This window comes from Pseudomonas sp. BW16M2 (genome assembly GCF_014268865.1).
GTDB lineage: Bacteria > Pseudomonadota > Gammaproteobacteria > Pseudomonadales > Pseudomonadaceae > Aquipseudomonas > Aquipseudomonas peradeniyensis.
The window spans coordinates 38165-53730 of sequence record NZ_JABWRI010000017.1 but is presented as its reverse complement, the minus strand read 5'-3'; the positions used below and the strand labels follow the sequence as shown (position 1 = coordinate 53730).

Annotated in this window: 15 protein-coding genes; 11 read left to right on the top strand and 4 right to left on the bottom strand. The window is 65.6% G+C overall.

The annotated features are described in order from the left end of the window. Positions 1 to 149 precede the first annotated feature (149 nt). On the top strand, positions 150 to 1643 hold the full coding sequence (locus HU735_RS16440) for a HAMP domain-containing sensor histidine kinase (RefSeq protein ID WP_186714359.1): 1494 nt from the start codon (positions 150 to 152) through the stop codon (positions 1641 to 1643). Beyond that, a complete protein-coding gene (locus HU735_RS16435; RefSeq protein ID WP_186714358.1) occupies positions 1612 to 3039 on the top strand; it encodes a sigma-54 dependent transcriptional regulator in 1428 nt (475 codons plus the stop codon). Before HU735_RS16440 ends, HU735_RS16435 begins: the two co-directional genes overlap by 32 nt. Positions 3040 to 3167: 128 nt before the next feature. Here HU735_RS16435 and HU735_RS16430 read toward each other — a convergent pair whose 3' ends face one another. From HU735_RS16430 to HU735_RS16415, 4 genes are all read right to left on the bottom strand, one after another. Beyond that, the gene (locus tag HU735_RS16430) at positions 3168 to 4034 is read right to left on the bottom strand and encodes an RHS repeat-associated core domain-containing protein (RefSeq protein ID WP_186714357.1); all 867 of its coding nucleotides are present in this window, start codon (positions 4032 to 4034) and stop codon (positions 3168 to 3170) included. Positions 4035 to 4118: 84 nt separating this feature from the next. Then, positions 4119 to 4415, bottom strand: a complete 297-nt coding sequence (locus HU735_RS16425) for a hypothetical protein (protein ID WP_186714356.1) — start codon at positions 4413 to 4415, stop codon at positions 4119 to 4121. Positions 4416 to 4520: 105 nt separating this feature from the next. Then, positions 4521 to 5873, bottom strand: a complete 1353-nt coding sequence (locus HU735_RS16420; RefSeq protein ID WP_186714355.1) for a GntP family permease — start codon at positions 5871 to 5873, stop codon at positions 4521 to 4523. Positions 5874 to 5987: 114 nt separating this feature from the next. Then, positions 5988 to 6527 (bottom strand): gluconokinase, encoded by a 540-nt coding sequence (locus tag HU735_RS16415; RefSeq protein ID WP_186714354.1) that lies wholly within the window; start codon positions 6525 to 6527, stop codon positions 5988 to 5990. 207 nt (positions 6528 to 6734) lie between these two features. Here HU735_RS16415 and HU735_RS16410 point away from each other — a divergent pair, with 207 nt between their 5' ends. The 9 genes from HU735_RS16410 to catA all read left to right on the top strand — a co-directional run bounded on the left by HU735_RS16410 (position 6735) and on the right by catA (position 15506). Further along, positions 6735 to 7754 carry a LacI family DNA-binding transcriptional regulator gene (locus HU735_RS16410; RefSeq protein ID WP_186714353.1) on the top strand — a complete coding sequence of 340 codons (1020 nt, stop codon included), beginning with the start codon at positions 6735 to 6737 and terminating at the stop codon, positions 7752 to 7754. Between the two features lie 127 nt (positions 7755 to 7881). Next, complete coding sequence (gene benA, locus HU735_RS16405) at positions 7882 to 9240, top strand: benzoate 1,2-dioxygenase large subunit (protein ID WP_186714352.1); 1359 nt, start codon at positions 7882 to 7884, stop codon at positions 9238 to 9240. Continuing rightward, positions 9237 to 9722 carry a benzoate 1,2-dioxygenase small subunit gene (gene benB, locus HU735_RS16400; RefSeq protein ID WP_186714351.1) on the top strand — a complete coding sequence of 162 codons (486 nt, stop codon included), beginning with the start codon at positions 9237 to 9239 and terminating at the stop codon, positions 9720 to 9722. Before benA ends, benB begins: the two co-directional genes overlap by 4 nt. Before the next feature lie 66 nt (positions 9723 to 9788). Next, complete coding sequence (gene benC, locus HU735_RS16395) at positions 9789 to 10799, top strand: benzoate 1,2-dioxygenase electron transfer component BenC (protein WP_186714350.1); 1011 nt, start codon at positions 9789 to 9791, stop codon at positions 10797 to 10799. Between the two features lie 146 nt (positions 10800 to 10945). Then, the gene (locus HU735_RS16390; RefSeq protein ID WP_186714349.1) at positions 10946 to 11707 is read left to right on the top strand and encodes a 1,6-dihydroxycyclohexa-2,4-diene-1-carboxylate dehydrogenase; all 762 of its coding nucleotides are present in this window, start codon (positions 10946 to 10948) and stop codon (positions 11705 to 11707) included. Between the two features lie 55 nt (positions 11708 to 11762). Continuing rightward, a complete protein-coding gene (locus tag HU735_RS16385; RefSeq protein ID WP_186714348.1) occupies positions 11763 to 13097 on the top strand; it encodes an MFS transporter in 1335 nt (444 codons plus the stop codon). A 29-nt stretch (positions 13098 to 13126) separates the two neighbouring features. After that, complete coding sequence (locus HU735_RS16380; protein ID WP_186714347.1) at positions 13127 to 14248, top strand: muconate cycloisomerase family protein; 1122 nt, start codon at positions 13127 to 13129, stop codon at positions 14246 to 14248. Positions 14249 to 14264: 16 nt separating this feature from the next. After that, positions 14265 to 14555, top strand: a complete 291-nt coding sequence (catC, locus tag HU735_RS16375; RefSeq protein ID WP_186714346.1) for a muconolactone Delta-isomerase — start codon at positions 14265 to 14267, stop codon at positions 14553 to 14555. A 36-nt stretch (positions 14556 to 14591) separates the two neighbouring features. Then, positions 14592 to 15506 carry a catechol 1,2-dioxygenase gene (gene catA / locus HU735_RS16370; RefSeq protein WP_186714345.1) on the top strand — a complete coding sequence of 305 codons (915 nt, stop codon included), beginning with the start codon at positions 14592 to 14594 and terminating at the stop codon, positions 15504 to 15506. The last annotated feature ends 60 nt before the right edge of the window (positions 15507 to 15566 follow it).

The following is a 15566-nucleotide window of genomic DNA, read 5'->3' as shown; positions in this document are numbered from 1 at the left end:
AAATATTGAATGCACTGGCTGACTTTTTGCTTGACCTGACACAGGCCTGCGGTGGCACCGTCTGCCCGGCCTCAATGAAGTCACTTTGCTACCACCGGTAGCAAGGGCATGCCGATAGCCCTCATTGGCCCCCAGGCGGGAGCGACGCGATGCAGACGCTCGAAAACGATGCCCCCGACAAGCCCGGCGCCTCCGCCACCGGGCTGGCAGCGCCGCTGCGCGAGTTCAACCTGCTGCGCTGGTTCTCGCTGGTCAGCCTGTTGATCATCGCCTCGGTCGCCGGCGGGCTGGGATATGTCTCGACGCGTTTCGTGGTGCGTGACAGCGTCGAGCGCGACGCCATGCTCACCGCCCAGTTCATCCAGGCCATGGCCCAGGCCGAAGTGCGCCATTCGCAGCTGCCGCCGGGCATCACCATGGGCGAGCTGCTCGACCCGCGCCTGGACCAGCAGCACCTGCAGTTCACCCCGCAACTGGCCGAGTCGACCCGGGTCGAGTTCCTCGACCACGTCGAACACCTGCCCGACACCCTGCTGGCCAATGTCTATGCTCGCGACCGCCTGGTGGTCTGGTCGACCAACCCCAACTTGATCGGCAAGCGCATCGACGAGGACGACGACCTGGAGCATGCCTTCCATTCGCGCCAGTCGGTTTCGGCCAGCTACCACAAGGCCGACGAGGATCGCGAGGAGCAGAAGTTCCAGCGCGAGCCCCGGCACCTGTTCATCGAGAACTACATCCCGCTGTTCGACAGCCAGGGCGAGCAGGTACTGGCGATGGTCGAGATCTACAAGGAACCCCAGGACCTGGTTCGGCGCATCCAGCGCGGCTATGTGCTGATCTGGGCCTCGACCCTGGTCGGCGGGGCGCTGATCTACTTCGGCCTGTTCTGGATCGTGCGCCGCGCCGCCAGCCTGCTGCGCCACCAGCAGGACCGCCTGGTGGCCAGCGAGACCTATGTGGCCCTGGGCGAGATGTCCTCGGCGGTGGCCCACAGCCTGCGCAACCCGTTGGCCAACATCCGCTCCAGCGCGGAGCTGGCGCAGGACATCGCCAGCCCGACGGCGCAGAAGAACATCGGCGATATCATCACCCAGGTCGACCGCATGTCGCGCTGGGTCCGCGACCTGCTGGTATCGCTGCGCCCGGCCAGCGACGAGCCCGAGTCGGTGGACCTGGTGGCGGCCATCGAGGATGCGCGCCAGACCTTCGCCCCGCAGATCGAGCGCAACGGCGTGCGTTTCGCCTTCGACGGGCCGCCGACGCAATGGGTGGCCAGCCAGCCGCTGCAGCTGACGCAGATCCTCAACAGCCTGTTCGCCAACGCCCTGGAGGCCATGCCACAGGGTGGCGAGCTGCGCGCCGAGGTGCGCCAGCTGGAGGGCCAGCAGGCCCAGCTGCAGCTCAGCGACACCGGCAAGGGCATGAGCGAGCAGCAGCGGCGCATGGTGTTCAAGCCGTTCTTCACCACCAAGCAGGGCGGGCTGGGTGTCGGCCTGGCCCTGGTCAAGCGGATCATGGAACGCTTTGGCGGCGCGGTCGAACTGACCAGCCGCGAAGAGGAAGGAACCCGCGTCAGCCTGACTTTCAACATTGCAGCGGGAGGGGACCATGGAGCACAGCATCCTGGTGGTCGAGGATGATGAAATCCTCGCCGACAACATTCGCACCTACCTGAGCCTGAAAGGCTTCGAGGTCACGGTGTGCCACAGCGCGGAGCTGGCGCTGGAGCAGATCAAGCGCGCCCAGCCGGACGCCGTGCTGACCGACAACTCGCTGCCCGGCATGAGCGGCCACGACCTGCTGCGCACGCTGGTGGCGCAGGCGCCGGAGCTCAAGGTGATCATGATGACCGGCTACGGTAACGTCGAGGACGCCGTGCTGGCCATGAAGGAGGGGGCGTTCCACTACCTGACCAAGCCGGTGGTGCTGGCCGAGCTCAAGCTGATGCTGGACAAGGCCCTGGCCGCCGAGCGCATGGAGCGCACGCTGTCGTTCTACCAGGAGCGCGAGGCGCAGAAGTCCGGGCTGCAGGCGCTGATCGGCGAGTCGCCGGCCATGCTCGAGCTCAAGCACACCCTGCGCCAGCTGCTCGACGCCGAGCAGCGCATGGCCAGCGGCGACCTGCCGCCGGTGCTGGTGGAGGGTGAGACCGGCACCGGCAAGGAACTGGTGGCCCGCGCCCTGCATTTCGACGGCAGCCGGGCCAAGGGGCCGTTCATCGAGTTCAACTGCGCCTCGATTCCTGCCAACCTGCTGGAGGCCGAGCTGTTCGGCCATGAAAAGGGCGCCTTCACCGATGCCAAGGAGCGCCGTGTGGGCCTGGTCGAGGCGGCCGACGGCGGTACCTTGTTCCTTGACGAGATCGGCGAGATGGACCTGGTGCTGCAGGCCAAGCTGCTCAAGCTGCTGGAGGACCGCACCATCCGCCGCATCGGCGCGGTCAAGGAGCGCAAGGTCGACCTGCGGGTGATCAGCGCCACCAACTGCAACCTCGAGCAGATGGTCCAGCAGGGCAAGTTCCGCCGCGACCTGTTCTTCCGCCTGCGCATCATCGCCCTCAAGGTGCCGCGCCTGTACGCGCGTGGGCAGGATATCCTGCGCCTGGCCCGGCATTTCCTGGCCCACCACGGGCGGCGCTACGGCAAGCCCAACCTGCGTTTCTCGGCCGAGGCCGAGGCGCTGATGCTGGGCTACGGCTGGCCGGGCAACGTGCGCGAACTGCGCAACATGCTCGAGCAGACGGTGCTGCTGGCGCCCAGCGAGGTGATCGGCGCCCACCAGCTGAACCTGTGCCTGACCCTGGTCGACGAACCGCAGACGCAACCGGCGCAGGTGCTGGCATTCGAAGCACTGCGCCAAGAGCCTCCGGGCGCCGCCAGCCTGCCGGACATGGAGCGCGACATGGTCTGCCGCACCCTCGACCGTACCGACTGGAACGTCACCAAGTCGGCACGACTGCTGGGGCTGTCGCGGGACATGCTGCGCTACAAGATCGAGAAGCTGGGCCTGACCCGCCCGGACAAGCGCCAGTGGTGACCAGCCCTGCGCGATCCCTGTAGGAGCGGCCTTGCGTCGCGAAAGGGCCGCACAGCGGCCCCGGCAGGCCCAAATCGGACGTTAAATATCAACACCTTGAAAGGGCCGAAAACGGAGCGCCCCAGTATCTATGAGGCGCTACGGACTTGAGCCATAGGATAAAACATTTGAGGTATGGCTGTAGTCAGTTTGTCGTTATCCTCAGGATCATACTCACGTAGAGGCATTGGTTTACCATCTTCCGAAAGCTGGTTAATTAGGTGGGCCTTGGGGGCTTTGAGCTTTCTCATGTATGCGATGACTGGTCTGTGCAATGTATCGGCGACAATCTGTGCGGCGCCAGTGGACCCTGCATAGCATGCGAGTAGAATGAGGGGTTTGTTTGGGTCTTCGCGGTAGGCTTTCATCCCCATCAGTCGAGGGGCAATCTCTTTCCTTGCCACTTTTTTCGCTGCCCTGAGATGACCGAATTCATTGGTCAATCGCGAGTCGCTCGGTGTGGAGTGTGTAACGAAACCTGCCATCCCACTACCTAGTACCTCTTTATGGAACACGGTTGGCGCAATCTGGTCATTACCTTTGAACAGAACCTGGTATGCACCTTCGAACACAACCCTTCCGGTAATAGCATTACGGACTTTCTCCAAGATATGCCCGGACGGGTCAGTATTGTTGACCGGGTCACCCGCGCAGTAACTGTAGGCATTGATGCCTCCATCACCAAACGGGCTTTTACTATCGGCGGAGTGGAAGCGCATCAAGACGCTATTGAAGGCACGATAGCCATTGCCCAGAAGATAGAGGGGGATGGGCAGTTCCAGAGGCTGTCCGTTGAACCTCAACAACGTTGAGTTGTTACGTTCTGGTAGGTAGCCGTAAGGGCAATAGGTGAATGTGGAGGGCTGTGATACATGGCTTCTCCTCAATACAGTGGCCTGCCGGTCGACAGCCAGTATTCCCGGGGCTGCTGAACGGCCCCGGTTTGATTTGTCCATGTGTCGCCCCCGACCAGTATTCCCTGGTAATACTGGTGCGCCACTGGGTGCTGTACAACTGGTAAAAATGTCAGGTGGCAGGACTCAGGGCTTGCTGCTCCCTGAACTTCCCCCGTCACGCCCCATCCCCTCCGACCCACTACCCCCCATCCCCGGCAGATCACGATCATCGTTCTGCTCGGCTGGCGGGCTTTCCGGGTCATTGCCCTTGATCCGCGGGTCGGCATCCCGCGGCATGGGCTTCTCGATCGGATTGAGGGTGCTGTCGACCCCCGGCTGTGGCGCCGGATTGTGCGGATCGTCAGGGTAGGTGGCGCCGGTACCGGCGGCCAGGGCCAGGGGCGAGGCGAGCAGGGCGGCGAGGAGGAAGGCGTGTTTCATGGGGCAGGCTCCTTTGCAACGGAGAAAGCGGCCCTGCCTGCGCAGGGCCTCTGTCTCACTTGGGCCTGTGGCCCGTCAGCAAGGTGCCATGACGGCGACCAACGGTCACACCACCATCGACAGCAGCATGATGAAGATGATGCCGACCACCGAGAGGATGGTCTCCATCATGCTCCAGGTCTTGAAGGTCTCGGCCACGGTCATGTTGAAGTACTGCTTGACCAGCCAGAACCCGGCGTCGTTGACGTGGGACAGGATCAAGGAACCGGCGCCGGTGGCCAGCACCAGCAACTCACGGTTGACCCCCGGCACCAGATCGATCACCGGGGCGACGATGCCGGCGCCGGTGATGGTGGCCACGGTGGCGGAGCCGGTGGCGATGCGAATTACCGCCGCCACCAGCCAGGCTAGCAGGATCGGCGAGATCTCGGCCTGCACTGCCATCTGCCCGATGACGTTGCCGACACCGGTGTCCACCAGCATTTGCTTGAAGCCGCCGCCGGCGCCGACGATCAGCACGATGGCGGCGGTGGGCGCCAGGCTCTGGTCGAGCATCTTCATGATCTGCTGGCGGTTGAAGCCACGGGCCGAGCCGAAGGTGTAGAAGGCCAGCAGCAGGGCGGCGAGCAGGGCGGTGATCGGGTGGCCGATCAGGTCCATCCACTGGCGCACGATGTGCTCGGCCGGCAATACCACGTCGGCGAAGGTTTTCAGCAGCATCAGCACCACCGGCAGCAGCACGGTGATCAGGGTCACGCTGAAGCTCGGCAGGTTCTGCTGGTTCGACTCGCGGGCGATCTGGTCCATCAGCTCCTGGGACGGGTTGCCCGGGATGTAGCGCGAGATGAAGTTACCGAACAGCGGGCCGGCGATCACTGCGGTCGGCAGGGCCACTAGCAGGCCGTAGAAGATGGTCTTGCCGATGTCGGCGTGGAAGATGCCGATCGCCAGCAGCGGCCCCGGGTGCGGCGGCACCAAGCCGTGCACCACCGAAAGGCCCGCCAGCAGCGGGATGCCGATCTTCACCAGCGACACGCCGGAGCGGCGGGCGACGATGAACACCAGCGGAATCAGCAGCACGAAGCCGATCTCGAAGAACAGCGGGATGCCCACCAGGAAGGCGGCGAACATCATCGCCCAGTGCACCTTCTGCTTGCCGAAGGCGCGGATCAGGGTCTGGGCGATCTGGTCGGCGCCGCCGGAGTCGGCCATCAGCTTGCCGAGCATGGTGCCCAGCGCCAGGACGATGCCGACGAAGCCGAGCACGCCGCCGAAGCCGTCCTGGAACGACTTCATCACCTTGGCCACCGGCATGCCGGAGGTCAGGCCGAGAAAGCCCGCGGCCAGGGTGAGGGCGACGAAGGGGTGGACCTTGAAATGGGTGATCAGCAGGATGAGCCCGACGATGGTGACCAGTGCGTCGAGCAACAGGAAGGTATCGGTAGCCAGTCCGAACATGGTTCGTGAACCTCGGTCTTTTCGTTGTTGTTTTGGTGTCGCGTGTCTTGCGTCATTGCGTCTTGAGAAGCATGGAGACAGCGCTGTCTTTGGTGAGCCGGAAAAACCGCCGGATCAGGCAGTCCGCGCCAGCGCCTGCTCACCGCAAGGCTTTAGCCATTGGTGCACGTCCTCGGCCAGCGTCGTCAGCGGGCGGGTGGCATCCAGGGCCAGGGTCAGGGGTTCGGCGTGCGGTGGCTCCAGTGCGGCGAACTGGCTGTCGATCAGGCTGGCTGGCATGAAGTGGCCTGGGCGGGCCAGCACGCGCTTTTCCGCTTCCTGCGGGGTCAGTTCGAGGAACACGAAGCACAGTTCGGGCACGGCCTGGCGCAGGGTGTCGCGGTAGCGGCGCTTGAGGGCCGAGCAGGTCAGGATCGGGCGCTCGCCGACGGCCAGGGTGTCTTGCAGCTCCTGGCCCAGACGCACCAGCCAGCCGGCGCGGTCGTCGTCGTCCAGGGGAATGCCGGCACTCATCTTGGCGATGTTCGCGGCGGGGTGGAAGGCATCGCCTTCGATCAGGCGGCCGCCGCTGCGGGTGGCGATGGCGGCGCCGACGCTGCTTTTACCACAGCCGGCTACGCCCATGACCACGATCGCGGACAGGGAAGGGTTCATCTGTACCTCCTGCTGGGTGAGATAGCGCTGTCTTGGCCGGGACGAGCCTAAGGTGATGCGCCACCCTCCCGGGTGTTATTGATCTTGTCTTTGGCAGTATGGACGCTGAACGCATGCCTGCTACCAAGATTGCATTGCCTGCATTCAGAGACAGCGCTACCTTAGTGACCGTTCCCCATTCCTGCAAGCGGTAAAATTACAACACTCATGTCCCGCACTGGCTCGCGCACTACCGGTCGTCCCACCCTGGCGGAAGTCGCCAGGCTTTCCGGGGTTTCCCCCATCACCGCTTCCCGCGCCCTGCGCGGCGTCAGCACGGTCGCGCCGGAACTGGCGCAGAAGGTCATGGCCGCGGCGGCCAGCCTGGGCTACGTCGCCAACCCGGCGGCGCGCGCCCTGGCCTCGGCACGCAGCCAGTCGGTGGTGGTGTTGATCCCGTCGCTGTCCAACCAGCTGTTCATCGACACCCTCGAGGCCATTCACGAGGTGATGCGTCCCCGTGGCCTGGAAGTGCTGATCGGCAACTATCACTACGATATCGCCGAGGAAGAGAACCTGATCCGCAACTACCTGGCCTACCAGCCGTGCGGCATGCTGCTTACCGGCTTCGAACGCAGCGACGCCTCGCGGCAGATGCTCGCCGCCAGCCGGGTGCCGTGCGTGCACATGATGGAGCTGGGCGGCGAGGCCGATGCCCTGTCGGTGGGCTTCTCCCAGCACGAGGCCGGTCGCGCCGCGGCCCGCCACCTGATCGAGCGTGGTCGGCGGCGTCTGGGCTTCATCGCCGCGCAGCTCGACCCGCGGGTGATGCAGCGCGCCGAGGGCTTCCGCCAGGCCCTGGCCGAGGCCGGCCTGCAGGCGCCCGAGCTGGAAATGCTCGATCCGCAGCCATCGTCCATCGGTCTGGGCGGCACGCTGTTCAGCCACCTGCTGGCCAAGGCGCCGGATGTCGACGGCATCTTCTTCTGCAACGACGACCTGGCCCAGGGCGCGGTGCTGCAGGCGCTGCGCGAAGGCGTCGAGGTGCCGCGGCGGGTGGCGATGGTCGGCTTCAACGACCTGCCAGCCTCGGCGCACATGGTCCCGCGGCTGACCTCGATCCGCACCCCGCGTGCGGCGGTCGGCCGCGGCGCGGCCCAGGCGCTGCTGGCGCTGCTCGACGGCAAGCGGGTGGCCAGCGGGCAGCAGGACCTGGGGTTCGAGTTGATGGTGCGGGAGAGTTCCTGAGCCGCTACAGACACTGCATGAATCTGCCTGCACAAAACGGATAGCACTCTGCACAATCCGGATATCCCCGTCCCACCCAGGGACCTAACCTGACTCGGCCTGAACAATAACAACGGAGGCCCTGGCCATGTCCCTGGGATTCGACTATCTCAATGCCTTGCTCGAGGATGACCGGGAGAAGGGCGTCTACCGCTGCAAGCGGGAGATGTTCACCGACCCGCGCCTGTTCGACCTGGAGATGAAGCACATCTTCGAGGGCAACTGGATCTACCTGGCCCACGAAAGCCAGATTCCCGCCAACAATGACTTCCTCACCCTGACCATGGGGCGCCAGCCGATCTTCATCGCGCGCAACAAGGACGGCGAACTCAATGCCTTCCTCAACGCCTGCAGCCACCGCGGTGCCATGCTCTGCCGGCACAAGCGCGGTAACCGCTCCAGCTACACCTGCCCGTTCCACGGCTGGACCTTCAACAACAGCGGTAAGCTGCTCAAGGTCAAGGACCCGGGCAACGCCGGCTACCCTGACAGCTTCAACTGCGACGGCTCCCACGACCTGACCAGGGTCGCCCGTTTCGAGTCGTACCGGGGCTTCCTGTTCGGCAGCTTGAATGCCGAGGTCAAGCCGCTGGTCGAGCACCTGGGCGAGTCGGCGAAGATCATCGACATGATCGTCGACCAGTCGCCCGAGGGCCTGGAAGTGCTGCGCGGTGCCAGCTCGTACATCTACGAAGGCAACTGGAAACTCACCGCTGAGAACGGCGCCGACGGCTACCACGTCAGCTCCGTGCACTGGAACTACGCCGCCACCCAGAACCAGCGCAAGCAACGCGAGGCGGGCGACGAGATCAAGACCATGAGCGCCGGCGCCTGGGCCAAGCAGGGCGGCGGCTTCTACTCCTTCGAGCACGGCCACCTGCTGCTCTGGACCCGCTGGGCCAACCCCGAGGATCGCCCGGCCTATGAGCGACGCGAGCAACTGGCCGCTGACTTCGGCCAGGCCCGCGCCGACTGGATGATCGAGAACTCGCGCAACCTGTGCCTGTACCCCAACGTCTACCTGATGGACCAGTTCAGTTCGCAGATCCGCGTGGCCCGGCCGATCTCGGTGAACAAGACCGAGATCACCATCTACTGCATCGCGCCCAGGGGTGAAAGCGCCGAGGCCCGCGCCCGGCGCATCCGCCAGTACGAGGACTTCTTCAACGTCAGCGGCATGGCCACTCCGGACGACCTGGAGGAGTTCCGCTCCTGCCAGACCGGCTACGGCGCAGGTGCCGGCTGGAACGACATGTCCCGGGGGGCGAAGCACTGGATCGAAGGCGCCGACGCGGCGGCCAGCGAGATCGCGCTCAAGCCGCTGCTGTCGGGCGTGCGCACCGAGGATGAAGGCCTGTTCGTGCTGCAGCACAAGTACTGGCAGGACACCATGGTCCAGGCCCTGAAGGACGAACAACAGCTGATCCCCGTGGAGGCTGTGCAATGAGCCTGCATGACACCGTGCGCGATTTCCTCTACCGCGAGGCGCGCTACCTGGACGATGCCCAGTGGGACCAGTGGCTGGAGCTGTACGCCTGTGACGCGACCTTCTGGATGCCGTCCTGGGATGACGACGACACCCTGACCGAGGACCCGCAAAGCGAGATCTCGCTGATCTGGTACGGCAACCGTGGCGGCCTCGAGGACCGGGTGTTCCGCATCAAGACCGAGCGCTCCAGCGCCACGGTCCCGGATACCCGCACCTCGCACAACCTCAGCAACATCGAGATCGTCGCGGCGGACGAGGGCAGCTGCCAGGTGCGTTTCAACTGGCACACCCTGAGCTTTCGCTACAAGACCACCGACAGTTACTTCGGCACCAGCTTCTACACCCTCGACCTGCGCGGTGAACAGCCGCTGATCAAGGCCAAGAAGGTGGTCCTGAAGAACGACTACGTGCGCCAGGTCATCGACATCTACCACATCTGATTCACCGCCGAGCCTGTCGGTGTGCCTGAGGGCGCGCCGCGCCCAGGCTCGCCCGCGAGGTGCACCATGAGCTACCAGATCGCACTGAATTTCGAGGACGGGGTCACCCGCTTCATCGAGGCCGCCGGCCACGAGACCGTGGCCGACGCCGCTTACCGCCAGGGCATCAACATTCCGCTGGACTGCCGCGACGGCGCCTGCGGCACCTGCAAGTGCAAGGCCGAGTCCGGGCAATACGCGTTGGGCGACAACTTCATCGAGGATGCCCTGAGCGAGGAGGAAATCGCCCAGGGCTACGTGCTGACCTGCCAGATGCGCGCCGAGAGCGACTGCGTGGTGCGCATCCCGGCTTCGTCGCAACTGTGCAAGACCGAGCAGGCCAGCTTTGAAGCGGCCATCAGCGACGTGCGCCAGCTGTCGGCCAGCACCATCGCCCTGTCGATCAAGGGCGAGGCGCTCAGCCGCCTGGCGTTCCTGCCAGGGCAGTACGTCAACCTCAAGGTGCCGGGCAGCGAGCAGAGCCGTGCCTACTCGTTCAGTTCGCTGCCCAAGGACGGCGAAGTCAGCTTCCTGATCCGCAATGTGCCGGGCGGGCTGATGAGCAGCTTCCTCACTCAACTGGCCAAGGCCGGCGACAGCCTGAGCCTGGCAGGCCCGTTGGGCAGTTTCTACCTGCGGCCGATCCAGCGCCCCTTGCTGCTGCTGGCCGGCGGCACGGGCCTCGCGCCATTCACCGCAATGCTGGAGAAGATCGCCGAGCAGGGCAGCGCGCATCCGTTACACCTTGTGTACGGGGTGACCAACGACTTCGACCTGGTCGAACTGGACCGCCTGCAAGCCCTGGCCACGCGTATTCCCAACTTTACCTTCAGCGCCTGTGTGGCCAACCCCGACAGCCAGTACCCGCAAAAGGGCTACGTCACCCAGCACATCGAGCCGCGCCACCTCAATGACGGCGATGTCGATGTGTACCTGTGCGGCCCGCCGCCGATGGTCGAGGCGGTCAGCCAGTACATCCGCGAGCAGGGCATCACCCCGGCCAATTTCTACTACGAGAAGTTCGCCGCGGCGGCCTGAGGTTTCACAGGGCTGCCTGCATCGTGCGGGTGAGGGTGGCCTCTTTTTATTCGGCGTGTGATTTCGCCTTCGTGGGAGCGGGCTGGCCCCGCGATCGCAATCGCGGGGCAAGCCCGCTCCCACGCTGGTGAATTGGAGAAGTCAGCATGAATGCAAGATTCCACAACAAAGTCGCCCTGGTCACCGGCGCCGCCCAGGGCATCGGCCGCGCCGTGTGCTGGCGGCTCAAGGCCGAGGGTGCGCAGGTGGTGGCGGTGGACCGCTCCGACCTGGTCCACGAACTGGCGGGCGAGGGCGTGCTGACCCTCACCGCCGACCTCGAACGGCATGCCGACTGCGCCCAGGTCATGGCCCGCGCCGTCGAGACCTTCGGCCGCCTCGACATCCTGGTCAACAACGTCGGCGGCACGATCTGGGCCAAGCCCTTCGAGCACTACCAGGTCGAGCAGATCGAGGCCGAGGTACGCCGCTCGCTGTTCCCCACCCTGTGGTGCTGCCACGCCGCGCTGCCGTTCATGCTCGAACGCGGCAGCGGCGCCATCGTCAACGTCTCGTCCATCGCCACCCGCGGCGTCAACCGCGTGCCCTACGGCGCGGCCAAGGGCGGCGTCAACGCGCTCACCGCGTGCCTGGCCTTCGAGACCGCCGGGCGCGGCATCCGGGTCAACGCCACTGCTCCCGGCGGCACCGAGGCGCCACCGCGACGCATCCCCCGCAACGAGGCCGAGCAGAGCGTCCAGGAGCGCGCCTGGTACCAGCAGATCGTCGACCAGACCCTGTCCAGCAGCCTGATGAAACGCTACGGCAGCCTCGACGAGCAGGTCGGCGCGATCCTCTTCCTGGCTTCTGACGAGGCCTCGTACATCACCGGCGTGACCCTGCCGGTGGGCGGTGGCGACCTCGGCTGAAGGCCGCCCCGGCAAGGTTTCTCTGCACACAACAAGAACAACGGAGACAGATGCCATGCGAACACTCGACATCCACGCGATCATCGACAATGCCCGCTTCACCCCCTTCCACTGGATGGTCATGGCCTGGTGCGGCCTGCTGCTGATCTTCGACGGCTACGACCTGTTCATCTACGGCGTGGTGTTGCCGGTGATCATGCAGGAATGGGCGCTGACCCCGCTGCAGGCCGGCGCCCTGGGCAGCTACGCGCTGTTCGGCATGATGTTCGGCGCCCTGGCGTTCGGCAGCCTGGCCGACCGCATCGGGCGCAAGAAGGGCATCGCCCTGTGCTTCGCGCTGTTCTCGGGGGCGACCATCCTCAACGGCTTCGCCAGCAGCCCCAGCGAATTCGGCCTCTATCGTTTCTTTGCCGGTCTGGGTTGTGGCGGACTGATGCCCAACGCCGTGGCGCTGATGAACGAGTACGCACCCAAGCGCCTGCGCAGCACCCTGGTGGCGATCATGTTCAGTGGCTACTCGCTGGGCGGCATGCTCTCGGCGGGTATCGGCATTTTCCTGCTGCCGCGTTTCGGCTGGGAATCGATGTTCTTCGCCGCCGCCGTGCCGCTGCTGTTCCTGCCGGTGATCCTGTTCTACCTGCCGGAGTCCATCGGCTTCCTGGTGCGCAAGGGCCGTACCGAAGAGGCCCGCAGTCTGCTGAAGCGCCTCGACCCGACCTGTGATGTCACCGAGCGCGACACACTGGTCGTGGGAGCGGGCTTGCCCCGCGAAGCTGGCAACGCCTCATCTGTACTCGAACTGTTCCGCAACGGCCTGGCCATCCGCACCCTGGCCCTGTGGCTGGCGTTCTTCTGTTGCCTGCTGATGGTTTACGCCCTCAGCTCCTGGCTGCCCAAGCTGATGGCCAGCGTCGGCTACAGCCTCGGCTCGAGCCTCTCGTTCCTGCTGGCGCTGAATTTCGGCGGCATGGCCGGGGCGATTCTCGGCGGCTGGCTGGGCGACCGTTACAACCTGGTCAAGGTCAAGGTGGCGTTCTTCCTCGCCGCCGCGCTGTCGATCAGCCTGCTGGGGGTAAACAGCCCGATGCCGGTGCTGTACCTGCTGATCTTCATCGCCGGCGCCACCACCATCGGCACGCAGATCCTGCTGTATGCCGGGGCCGCCCAGCTGTATGGCCTCTCGGTGCGCGCCACGGGCCTGGGCTGGGCCTCCGGCATCGGCCGCTACGGCGCCATCGTCGGGCCGTTGCTGGGCGGCGCGCTGATGGGCATCAACCTGCCGCTGCAACTGAACTTCATCGCCTTCGCCATCCCCGGCGCCGTCGCCGCGCTGGCCATGGCCGTGCACCTGGCCAGCGGCCGGCGCCACGCCCTGGCCGTAGCGGCCTGAACTCCCACCCTGACTGAACTGGAGCCTGCATGACACGCCCGACCATCGACCGGCTGGAGACGCTCATCGTCGACCTGCCGACCATTCGCCCGCACAAGCTGGCCATGCACACGATGCAGCGCCAGACCCTGGTGATCCTGCGCCTGCGTTGCAGCGACGGCGTGGAAGGCATCGGCGAGGCCACCACCATCGGCGGCCTGGCCTACGGCTACGAAAGCCCCGAGGGCATCAAGGCCAATATCGACGCACACCTGGCGCCGGCACTGATCGGCCTGCCCGCGGGCAACATCAACGCCGCCATGCTCAGGCTGGACACGCTCGCCAAGGGCAACACCTTCGCCAAGTCGGCGATCGAGAGTGCCTTGCTCGACGCCCAGGGCAAGCGCCTGGGGCTGCCGGTCAGCGAGCTGCTCGGCGGGCGAGTACGCGACAGCCTGGAAGTGGCCTGGACCCTGGCCAGCGGCGACACCGCCCGGGATATCGCCGAGGCCGAGCACATGCTGGAGATCCGTCGTCACCGGCTGTTCAAGCTGAAGATCGGCGCCAATGCGCTGGAGCAGGATCTCAGGCACGTGCTGGCGATCAAGCGCGAACTGGGCGAGCGCGCCAGTGTGCGGGTCGACGTCAACCAGTACTGGGACGAGTCCCAGGCGATCCGCGCCTGCCAGGTGCTGGGCGACAACGGCATCGACCTGGTCGAGCAGCCGATCTCGCGCATCAACCGGGGTGGCCAGGTTCGCCTGAACCAGCGCAGCCCGGCGCCGATCATGGCCGACGAGTCCATCGAGAGCGTGGAGGACGCCTTCAGCCTGGCCGCCGAGGGCGCGGCGAGTGTCTTCGCCCTGAAGATCGCCAAGAACGGCGGCCCCCGCGCCGTGCTGCGCACCGCGCAGATCGCCGAGGCCGCGGGCATCGCCCTGTATGGCGGGACCATGCTCGAAGGGGCGGTGGGCACCCTGGCCTCGGCCCATGCCTTTCTCACCCTGCGCCAGCTGACCTGGGGCACCGAGCTGTTCGGCCCGTTGCTGCTGACCGAGGACATCGTCCGCGAAGCACCAGCCTACCGCGATTTCCACCTGCACGTTCCGGCCACCCCCGGCCTGGGCCTGACCCTGGACGAGGCGCAGTTGTCGCGCTTCGCCCGCCGCTGAGACAAGGAGAGACACCATGCTGTTCCACGTGAAGATGACCGTGAAACTGCCGGTCGATATGGACCCGGCCAAGGCCGCGCAACTGAAGGCCGATGAAAGGGAACTGGCCCAGCGCCTGCAGCGCGAGGGCACCTGGCGCCACCTGTGGCGCATCGCCGGCCACTACGCCAACTACAGCGTGTTCGACGTGCCCAGCGTCGAGGCGCTGCACGACACCCTGCTGCAACTGCCGCTGTTCCCCTACATGGACATCGAGGTCGCCGGCCTGTGCCGTCATCCCTCGTCGATCCATGCCGACGACCGCTGAACCCCACAAGACAAGAACAACCAGAGGTACCTGATCATGACCGTGAAGATTTCCCATACCCCTGAAGTGCAGCAGTTCTTCGAAGAGGCTGCGGGCCTGCACAACGACAACGGCAGCCCGCGGCTCAAGCGCATCGTCCAGCGGGTGCTGCAGGACGCCGCGCGCCTGATCGAAGACCTGGAGATCAGCGAGGACGAGTTCTGGCACGCCGTCGACTACCTCAACCGCCTGGGCGGGCGCGGCGAGGCCGGTTTGCTGGTAGCCGGGTTGGGCCTGGAGCACTTCCTCGACCTGCTGCAGGATGCCAAGGATGCCCGGGCCGGCCTGGGCGGCGGCACCCCGCGTACCATCGAAGGCCCGTTGTATGTGGCGGGCGCGCCGATTACCGAGGGCGAAGCGCGCATGGACGATGGCAGCGAGGAGGGCGTGGCCACGGTGATGTTCCTCGAAGGGCAGGTATTCGGGCCGCAGGGCCAGCCGCTGGCCGGCGCCACGGTCGACCTGTGGCACGCCAACACCCGGGGCACATATTCGTTCTTCGACCAGAGCCAGTCCGCCTACAACCTGCGTCGGCGCATCGTCACCGACGCCGATGGCCGCTACCGCGCCCGCTCGATCGTGCCGTCGGGCTACGGCTGCGACCCGCAGGGGCCGACCCAGGAATGCCTGGACCAGCTCGGTCGCCACGGCCAGCGCCCGGCGCACATTCACTTCTTCATCTCGGCACCGGGGCATCGCCACCTGACCACCCAGATCAACCTCGCCGGCGACCGCTACCTGTGGGACGACTTCGCCTATGCCACCCGTGAAGGGCTGGTGGGCGAGGTGGTGTTGCGCGACGGCGGGCAGGGGCGGGTTGCCGAACTGACCTTCGACTTCCAGTTGCAGCAGGCACAGGACAGCGAGGCCGAGCAGCGTAGCGCAAGGCCACGGGCTTTGCAGTCCGCTTGAAGGCCTTGCGTTACTCAGATCAAAACGTAGCCCGTTGATTTGACAAGGGCAGCGTGGGAG